Source organism: Gracilinema caldarium, from assembly GCF_029265695.1.
Classification (GTDB): domain Bacteria; phylum Spirochaetota; class Spirochaetia; order Treponematales; family Breznakiellaceae; genus Gracilinema; species Gracilinema caldarium_A.
The window spans coordinates 19,077-27,938 of sequence record NZ_JAJUHW010000036.1 but is presented as its reverse complement, the minus strand read 5'-3'; the positions used below and the strand labels follow the sequence as shown (position 1 = coordinate 27,938).

At 47.0% G+C, this 8,862-nt stretch carries 6 protein-coding genes; 3 read left to right on the top strand and 3 right to left on the bottom strand.

The features are described 5' to 3' along the window. Positions 1 to 51: 51 nt before the first annotated feature. Genes Q7P68_RS11035 through Q7P68_RS11025 form a run of 3 tightly spaced genes read right to left on the bottom strand, consistent with a single transcriptional unit; the run spans position 52 to position 3,776 of the window. Positions 52 to 627, bottom strand: a complete 576-nt coding sequence (locus Q7P68_RS11035) for an indolepyruvate oxidoreductase subunit beta (RefSeq protein ID WP_304225626.1) — start codon at positions 625 to 627, stop codon at positions 52 to 54. Further along, entirely contained in the window at positions 624 to 2,303 is a 1,680-nt protein-coding gene (locus Q7P68_RS11030; RefSeq protein WP_304225624.1) for a thiamine pyrophosphate-dependent enzyme, read from the bottom strand. Before Q7P68_RS11030 ends, Q7P68_RS11035 begins: the two co-directional genes overlap by 4 nt. Before the next feature lie 9 nt (positions 2,304 to 2,312). After that, complete coding sequence (locus Q7P68_RS11025; RefSeq protein ID WP_304225622.1) at positions 2,313 to 3,776, bottom strand: sodium:solute symporter family protein; 1,464 nt, start codon at positions 3,774 to 3,776, stop codon at positions 2,313 to 2,315. 176 nt (positions 3,777 to 3,952) lie between these two features. Between Q7P68_RS11025 and Q7P68_RS11020 the strand changes: the two genes are divergently transcribed. From Q7P68_RS11020 to Q7P68_RS11010, 3 genes are all read left to right on the top strand, one after another. After that, positions 3,953 to 5,107: a glycosyltransferase family 4 protein gene (locus tag Q7P68_RS11020; RefSeq protein ID WP_304225620.1), complete on the top strand. Its 1,155-nt coding sequence runs from the start codon at positions 3,953 to 3,955 to the stop codon at positions 5,105 to 5,107. Positions 5,108 to 5,114: 7 nt separating this feature from the next. Then, complete coding sequence (locus tag Q7P68_RS11015; protein WP_304225618.1) at positions 5,115 to 6,311, top strand: DEAD/DEAH box helicase; 1,197 nt, start codon at positions 5,115 to 5,117, stop codon at positions 6,309 to 6,311. Positions 6,312 to 6,450: 139 nt separating this feature from the next. Beyond that, the gene (locus Q7P68_RS11010; RefSeq protein WP_304225616.1) at positions 6,451 to 8,850 is read left to right on the top strand and encodes a radical SAM protein; all 2,400 of its coding nucleotides are present in this window, start codon (positions 6,451 to 6,453) and stop codon (positions 8,848 to 8,850) included. The last annotated feature ends 12 nt before the right edge of the window (positions 8,851 to 8,862 follow it).

The window sequence follows — 8,862 nt, the reverse complement described above, 5'->3', positions numbered from 1 at the left end:
TCCTTATCCCAATATTGATAATCTATTACCCTATTCATAATCGTACCTTTTCTAAGATTCCGAGACTTTTCTGCCAAGCCTGAAAGCCCTGATGTTCGCATCGATAACAGCCGGTTCTTTGGCGGCAAAAAGCTCACAAATGGTTCCTTCCATAGCAGAAACCGGAATGGAGAGATAGGGACTTGCAGCGCCAATGAGAACCATATTGGCTGCCCGAGCAAGCCCAGCTTCTTTGGCCAAGCCCTGGGTTTCAACAATGTATGCATGGGGCAAAGAGCGGAGTATCCCATATATTTGTTCCAAATCAGGATAGTCGCTTATATTGATGAAAGGTTCTGCAGCGCTCACCAGGGTCCCTTCCGGTTTTAACCAGGCAAGGTAGCGGAGGCTTTCCAGGGGTTCCATGGAGATGATAAGATCCGCTCCGCCTCTGGGAACCAGATCCGAATAAATAGGACCATCGCTGAGGCGCAGATGGGCCAATACAGCCCCGCCCCGCTGGGACATACCGTGAACTTCCGACTGGCGCACCGAAAGGTGCTGATCCACCGCGGCCTTTGCGATAATGGCTGCCACCGAAAGGATCCCCTGCCCGCCCACACCAGCGAGGATAATATCCCGTTTCATGCCTCACCTCCCCGGTCTTCACATGCAGGATGGGCCTTTTTGGCGGCCTCGAGTTTCTGCCTTTTTTTAATCGCCTCAATACATTCCCGTTTAAAAATGACTACCGATACACCGCGGTAAAGGATTTCTTTTCGCAGCAGTTCCGCATTGGACTCTTGTTTTGAGGCCTTCGCTTCTAGTTCCAAAAGGTGCGCTGGGTCAAGTCCGAGACCTAATACGAGTTTTCCCAAATTCTCTGAGGAGAGCATGGTATCCTGGCAGCCCGTCATGGCAACGATAGAGTTGTCAAGGATGACAAGGGTCATGGGTGTCTTAGAAGCAATTGCATCGATAAGAGGCGTAATCCCCGAATGGAGAAAGGTTGAGTCACCGATAACACCGATTGCATGCTGTATGCCCGCATCGGCGGCTCCCTTTGCCATGTTCACCGAGGCTCCCATACAGACGATAGTTTCAGGTACATCATAGGGAGGGGTGGCTCCCAGGGCATAACAGCCAATATCAGAGGTGATAGCCACCGATTCAAGACCTTCAACAGCACGGCGGATAGTATTGTAACTGTCCCCATGGGGGCAGCCTGCGCAAAGCTGGGGAGGCCTGCCGGGAAGCTTAAAGCTGCCGTCTTGTAAGGCATCCACAACAAGACTGGACCGCGGGGGAAGCCCTAAAGCGGGGCGTACCACATCGGGGTCCAGTTCTCCCGACGCAGGGAGTGTACCATCCATTTTTCCGTGAATTACTAGCTGTTGCGGCAAAAGGCCTCTGAGCTTCTCTTCTACCAGGCTTTGACCTTCTTCGATGACAAGTACTTCCTCCGCATGTTCGCAAAGCTGGCGGACCAATGCCTGGGGAACTGGATAAGCAGCGATATGAAGACGGGCAGGAAGTTTCTGGCCCGAAGATGTGAGGAAGCTTTCCAGATCTGTAAGGTTTTCTTCGTAGTAGTTACCCCCAAGACCGGTTGTAATGACAACCCGCTTCGTGTCCCGGTTTTCTAGCTCCAGACGGTTGAGAGGATGTTGTTCTGCCCAGGCTTTTATTGCCCCCTGCCGCTCAAGCAGCGAGGCATAGCGACGGCGTGCGTAAGCAGGTAGAAGCATCCATTCCCGTTTGTCTGCCTTTGACAGGGAATTTTGGCTGCGGCTTGGAGCAACACGCACGCCTGAGCGTGCGTGGGACAGGCGGGTCACGAGCCGCAAAACCACGGGAACATGAAAGGTTTCGGAAATATCAAAGGCCTCACGGGTCATGTCATAGGCTTCCTGCTGGGTTCGGGGTTCTAGGCAGGGAACCAGAGCAAAGGATGCATAAAAACGGGAATCCTGCTCGTTTTGGGAACTGTGCATTCCTGGGTCGTCCGCCACGGCAATGACGAGCCCCCCCTTAATACCAAGAAGGGCCCCGTTTACAAAGGGGTCCGCAGCGACATTGAGACCCACATGTTTCATGGTCACCATGGCACGGCGGCCTGCAAAGGATACTCCCAGGGCAGCCTCTAAAGCTGTCTTTTCGTTGGTACACCATGCAGCTTTGGGGCCGCCCGCTTCATACTCGGCAATAAGCCGTTCCATAATTTCGGTTGATGGGGTACCGGGGTATCCATAGGCTGCAGTAAGACCTGCATGAATAGCTCCCAAAGCAACCGCTTCATCTCCAAGTAAGGCTAATTCTTCCATACCACCACTTTACAGGCCTTTATAAGCCCTGTCGAGTAAAATTTTATCAGTTTTTGGTGTAAAGAGGGAAACCAAGGGAACTACAGCAAAGGGCACCAGCATTGCGAGGCTCGCCGCAAGAGGTGACTGTGCAGGCCCCAGTAGATAGAAAAAGAAAATTTCTGTTATCAGACCGCTGAAGAGGCCTGCATAAGCTCCAACTTTAGTTGCGCCTTTCCAAAAGAGTCCGTAGATAAAGGCAGCACCGAAAGAACCTGCTACAGCGCCCCATGAAAGGGACATGAGGGTTACAATTACATCAAACTGATATCGGGAGATAAAATAAGAGACGATAACAAATAGTGCAGAAATGAAACGCATCATGGCAATGGATTTGTCCTTGCCGGAACCAGCCTCGACACGGCCGGGATAGAGATCGATCGCGACTGAGGAAGAAGATACCAGCACTAATGAGGAAAGGGTAGACATAGATGCGGATAGCACAAGAAGCAAAATCACCGCTAATAACAACTCAGGCAATAGCTGGGTGAGCAGTATGGGCACGATTGAATCAAAGTTGATAGCTCCGCTTGCGGTTTTCGGTAGCTTGTCGGGGGTAAAAAACACATGAGCACTTGAACCAACGAGGTAAGCGGAAAATCCGATAACCGCGGAGAAAACAGTGGTAACCACAGTGGCCCGTTTTATCATAAGTTCATCCTTGATTGCATAAAACTTCTGTACCATCTGAGGGAGTGCCCAGGGGCCAAAGCTGGTCATAAACACAACAGATAGAATCGTAAACACCGAAGGCTGGGCTGCAGGTGGAATATGAGCGTGGTAATTCTGTGAAATCTGATTAAGGGTCGCTACAAATCCACCAGATCGAGCATAAACAACTATGACCATAGCAATAGCGCCTATAAACATGACAGCACCTTGAATAAGGTCCGTCATAGCAATAGCAAAATAGCCCCCAAGCACAAGATATATCCCAGTAAAACCAATCATCAGGAGGAGTGCTATATCATAGGAAATATGAAATACTGCTTCGAAGAGGTGACCGAGACCTTTAAAAACTGATGCTGAATAGGGTAATAGGAAAAAGAAAATGATAGCCGCCGCGAGGGGTTTTAAGTGCTTAGCACCGTATCGCTCCTGGAGGAACTCCGGCATCGTCATGGTATCGAGGTTCTGTGTCATCCGGCGGGTCCGTTTTGCCAGCACAAGCCAAGCTCCCATAGCCCCAATAAGACTGTTGCCCAGGGCTATCCAAAGCGCGTTAAGCCCAAAAAGCCAGCCCTGTTTTCCCGCAAAACCGATAAAAAGCACGGCGGAAAAGTAGGAGGTACCGTACGCAATAGCAGAAATCCAGGGCCCCATAGTCCGGCCTCCCAAAAAGAAATCTCCTAACGTTTTTGTTCTTCCCATGCCCCAAATACCGATCCCCGTCATAAGGGCGAAAAAACCTACCAGCATAATAATACTGATCATCACTATCCTCCCAGCTCGTCTTTACAATAGCTAAAGCTATTGTAGCATAAGTAAAAAAAACAAGCAAAGGGTAGAAAAAAAGAAAGCTCGACTAAAGATGTTTATTTCGGCATAATAGAGAGTAGTTACTAAGGAGTATATGCAAGGTTTATATTATTTTAAAGAAGAGGTTATTTATGCGTATTGGCTTATTTAGTGATACATATCCACCTCAGGTAAATGGGGTAGTCACGGTAGTGAGAACTTTAAAAACTGAACTAGAAAAACAAGGACACCAGGTGTTTGTGTTTACCGTACAGCACCCGGATGCACAACCTGAGGAAAGAGTCTATCGAATTCCATCAATAAAATTTCCCAATGAACCCCAACATCGCATAGGCTTATTTTTTGAACCTAAAGTTGTTAAAATTGCACGAGAACTCAATCTTGATATTATTCATAGTCATTCAGAGTTTAGTCTTTACATTGCAGCTAAGGCAGTTCAAAAAAAGCTACATTTGCCTTCGGTTCATACCCTGCATACTTTTTATGATGATTATCTCTATTATGTTCCGCTCCTTGAACCCTTTCTGAAAGGCAAAGTACCAGAAATACTTAATCATACGCTGCGTAATGAAGATTGTGTCATTGCACCTTCTAAAAAAATCAGAGATTACCTCATTAACAATGGATATAAAAAACCAGTTCGAGTCATTCCAAATGGGATAGATCTGAGCACTTTTTATGAACGGTCTGATGAAATTATAAAAGCTGCTCAAGATTTACGAAGTCGTTTTAACATTACACATGAAAATGAGTTAATTGTCTTTGTAGGCCGTCTAGCGACAGAAAAAAATATTAATACATTGCTACTAAATTTTAAAGAAATAGTACAAAGAAGGCCGAATGCTCGACTCATGATTGTCGGAGATGGTCCTGATCGGCATGAATTGGAAGCGTATGCATATGAACTTGGAGTATCCCAAGAAACAATATTTACAGGATATCTGAGATGGCCAGAAGAAATAAAAATTGTCTATGCAGCTGCAGATCTATTCATGAGTGCTTCCCACAGCGAGGTCCATCCTATTACATTTATCGAAGCTATGGCATCAGGTTTACCTATCGTAGCCGCAGCAGATCCCAGTATCGACGACATGGTAATAAACGGGGAAAATGGTTGGACTCAGGAAAACGATCAACTGCTTTGGGAAAAAGCAGTTGAAGTGCTTTCTGACAAAGACAAACGGATAGCTATGGGGAAAAAATCAGAAGTAATTTCACGAAACTATTCTGTAGATCGTTTCATAGATTCCATGATTAGCTTATATGAGGAATTCCGGAAACGATAAGGAGTATATGATTACCACATTCGAACAACTGGGCCTTGCGCCGATGTTTATTGAACGGCTACAAGTTCGCGGGTTTAAAACACCAACGGTCATTCAGGAACGAGTCATTCCTATTTTGCTTTCAGGCGGAGACTGTATTTTTCAGTCCGCTACAGGGACAGGCAAAACTTTTGCCTATCTCATTCCTCTCTTACAAAACTTGTTAGAGCATGTGCTTGAACAGCCTGAAAGCAAACGACTCGGGCCGGCTCTTGTTGTGTGCAGCCCAACCTATGAACTATGTGCTCAGATTAAAAAAGAAACCGATTTTCTCCTGGAGGGAAGTCCGTTTAAAACAGCGCTTCTTATGGGCGGTGCAAATATAAGCCGCCAAATAGAACACCTTAAAAAGGAAAAACCTCTCATTGTCATCGGCAATATAGGGAGAATAAACCAGCTCAGCCGGATGGGAAAACTTTCATTAAAAGCCATACGGTACCTCGTACTCGATGAGGCAGATCGGCTTGTAGCGGATGATTTATTTGAGGAGACACGGGAATTTGCGACCCTACTACCCCAGGCACGACAAACCGTAGCCTGTTCTGCCACCATCGGAGAAAAAGCGCGACAGCGCCTGAGTGGTTTTGTTCAAGCATCAGTTCTTGATATAACCGTTGAAGATCGAGAGGTACTCCAAAAAAACATTGAACATTGGGCTCTCTTTGCAGAGGGAAGAAAAAAAATTGCAACCCTTCGTTCCTTTATCGCAGCAACAAACCCAAAGAAAGCACTCGTATTTTTTAATATCAACGGACAGATTGGTAATGTGGTATCTCAGCTCCAGTTCCATAAAATTGCTGCTGCAGGGCTTTTCGGAGATATGGACAAGCAAAATCGAAAAAAAGCACTAGATGATTTCCGTTCTGGTCGCGTCAGGATATTGGTCACGAGCGACCTCGCAGCCCGGGGACTTGATATCCAGGATATTAACCAAGTTATTGCCCTGGATGTTCCGGACTCCACCGACGCTTACGCTCATCGGGCGGGGCGTACTGGCCGTTCAGGGAAACATGGAATCATGGTAACCATTGGTGACGAAATTGAACTACAGCGTCTTTCTCGGCTTGAAAAAAAACTGAGCATAGTCATTTACCCGAAAGTACTATATAAAGGCCAGGTTCTTGCTCCAGCACCATTAGTAGATCATGAGAGTAAACAGATATAGCCCCTTCCCAGTTCCAGCTCAAGCTCTCGGTTGGGACAATCCAGAATGGGAAAAAGCCTCAAGTCATTTCCTTTTTGTACGACTTTCACCCTGGAGGGACGTACAACGTTCCAGTCCTCACCTTTTTTTATATAGTTTGATGAGAAATACCCTGGGATCAGAAGCGTATGGAGATTTTGCGTTTCTGCCATCCCGGTATGAACGGAATGATCTAGAGGCAGCGAAGGAACCTTGGCTCAAGGGGATTGCATCGGGACGGCCAGTCCAGGACTTTGATGCCATCCTCATTTCTTGCGCCTATGCTCTAGAACTTGTCAACCTGCCCCTGCTTTTAATCAAATCAGGCATACCCCTCCGGGCTTCCGAACGGGATTCCAGCTGGCCTCTCATTCTGGTCGGTGGATCTAATGGGCTTGCTAACCAGGGACTCATTTTTTCCAATGGAGATTCCTTTGCTGACGGACTTTATTTTGGTGAAGCCGAAGCAAACCCGGGAGGTGCTGAGCTTTTTACAATCTTGGCTGCACAGCGGGGATGGGAAAAGGATGCCTTAGTCACTGAACTTGAGCAACACATACCCTCTTTTTGGGCCAGTGGCCATAGCCTTGATCCCGCTGACCCAACGTTTCGCAGGGTGCATAGTGCCCGTAGCATTTCCTCGATGAAACCATTTTTACCAACACGTTACCCTATACTTAACTCCCCCGAAGCTAATACGGGCCGTCTCCAAATCTCCTGGGGCTGCCCGTCGTTCTGCACGTTTTGCTTCGAAGGTTGGGAACGAAAGCCATACCGGGAAGTAAGCCATACCGATGCGGTAGATATGGCAATACAGTTGCTGCGTAATACGGGTATATCTACATTAGAGCTTTATTCTTTTAATTTTAACGCCCATTCGGATATTCTCTCCCTTCTTTTAGACCTGAACCGCATCTTTGACCGGGTAAATATGATGAGCCAGCGGGCGGATATCCTGGTGAATACCCCCGGTATGCTCGAATGCGAACTTGCGGCGGAAAAACGGTCCTTTACTATAGGAGTAGAAGGCATTTCTGAAGGGATGCGTGCCCTGTATGCTAAAGGCCTCTCGAGCAAAGACCTCTGGTTCCTCATTGAACGGCTCTTTAAGGCAAAGGTCAGAGAGATTAAATTCTTTTATATACTTTCTGGAGTCGAAACAGAACAAGACCTTACGGAATTTAACCAATTCTGTGAAAGGCTTAAAAACCTTGCCGACCAAATTCGACCAAGCCCCCGGCTCCTTTTCTCCGCGGGTTACCTTGTCCGGATGCCCTTTACTCCTCTCCGTTACGGAGCTCTCGAATTTGACGAGACAAAACTAGAAGATATAAGTCACCGTGTTAAAATTGCTGTTGAGTCTGCTGGTTTTGAATTTCGACTTGCCATGGATTGGGATGAATACGTAGCGGACCAGCTTTTGGTACTCGGCGGATATGGTCTTGCGAATGGACTAGAGTCTGCTGCCCAGAAAGGAGTGATCTACGATCAGGGTATTCGAGGCGATTTGGTAAGCCCCCTTATCCAAGCGCTTCTACAGGATGGCTCACTCGAAAAAACACCCGATAGAATTCGTGGTACCCTCTCAGAAGAAAAATCAATGGCCTATTCATTTCCCTTTTCCTTTGTACAAACCTCGGTTACAGAATCTTTTTTGTATAAGGCTTACCAGGAAGCAATGGAAAGAAGGGAACCGGCTACTTGTTTTGGTGCATCTGGTAAAGAAAGCCGCTGCATGGGATGCGGAGCCTGCGCTGATCATCAGGAGCGGACATTTCTTACAGAACACAGCATTGACGGTGATCCAACCCAAAAAAAAGCACAGGAGCTTGCAAATTTAATCCGAAAAAAACGGCGGATGCAGGGCCGATACATCAAAGTTACGCTTGGCAAGACCTTTGCCGGAGCATATACAGAATACCTCTCAGCTCTACTTTTAAAATCAGTACTTACACAAAAACCTGAACTCACTGGCAGGCTTTTCCGTATTTCGGAAGCTATGTGGACTTCACCTGATTGGAAGGACCGCATTGGCTGGGGAGTCTGCGGCGAAACGGTACTTGCCCTTTACGGTCTTAATCCAGATAGCTCTGAAGAAACTCCGCCGGCCCTCTCTGATAATGACCTTGCAGCAGTTTTAGATGCTCTTTCCGAGCTCAACCCCATACCATTGGGAAATGAACCTATAGTCTATTATCCACAATATATTGATATTACCTTCTCCGATCTTGGGTCTACGGAAGCCCTCAAGGCCTGCCGCGAATGGCTTACATCACTAAAAGTGGCCTTTACTGAAAAAAAAGGAAGCGGCTCCTTACAACGAATCTTTGAAATTGCTCCCAAGGACAAAAAAAAGCGTATTCTGACAGAGGCAGCTCTTTATTGGGACGAAGCGGAAAGGCGGACATGGCTTGAGATTACTGGCGGCCCCAAACTGAGCTTAAGTTACTTTATGCCGAGGGAGAATGACCGTTTCTCTGTTTCAGTCTATATTAAACAGTTAAGTACTGGCTTATCATGAGGGACCCCTGGA

Bases quoted from the DNA above. Each gene is read 5' to 3' on its own strand.
- Q7P68_RS11035 (WP_304225626.1), bottom strand. From the start codon at position 627: ATGAAACGGGATATTATCCTCGCTGGTGTGGGCGGGCAGGGGATCCTT.
- Q7P68_RS11030 (WP_304225624.1), bottom strand. From the start codon at position 2,303: ATGGAAGAATTAGCCTTACTTGGAGATGAAGCGGTTGCTTTGGGAGCT.
- Q7P68_RS11025 (WP_304225622.1), bottom strand. From the start codon at position 3,776: ATGATCAGTATTATTATGCTGGTAGGTTTTTTCGCCCTTATGACGGGG.
- Q7P68_RS11020 (WP_304225620.1), top strand. From the start codon at position 3,953: ATGCGTATTGGCTTATTTAGTGATACATATCCACCTCAGGTAAATGGG.
- Q7P68_RS11015 (WP_304225618.1), top strand. From the start codon at position 5,115: ATGATTACCACATTCGAACAACTGGGCCTTGCGCCGATGTTTATTGAA.
- Q7P68_RS11010 (WP_304225616.1), top strand. From the start codon at position 6,451: ATGAGAAATACCCTGGGATCAGAAGCGTATGGAGATTTTGCGTTTCTG.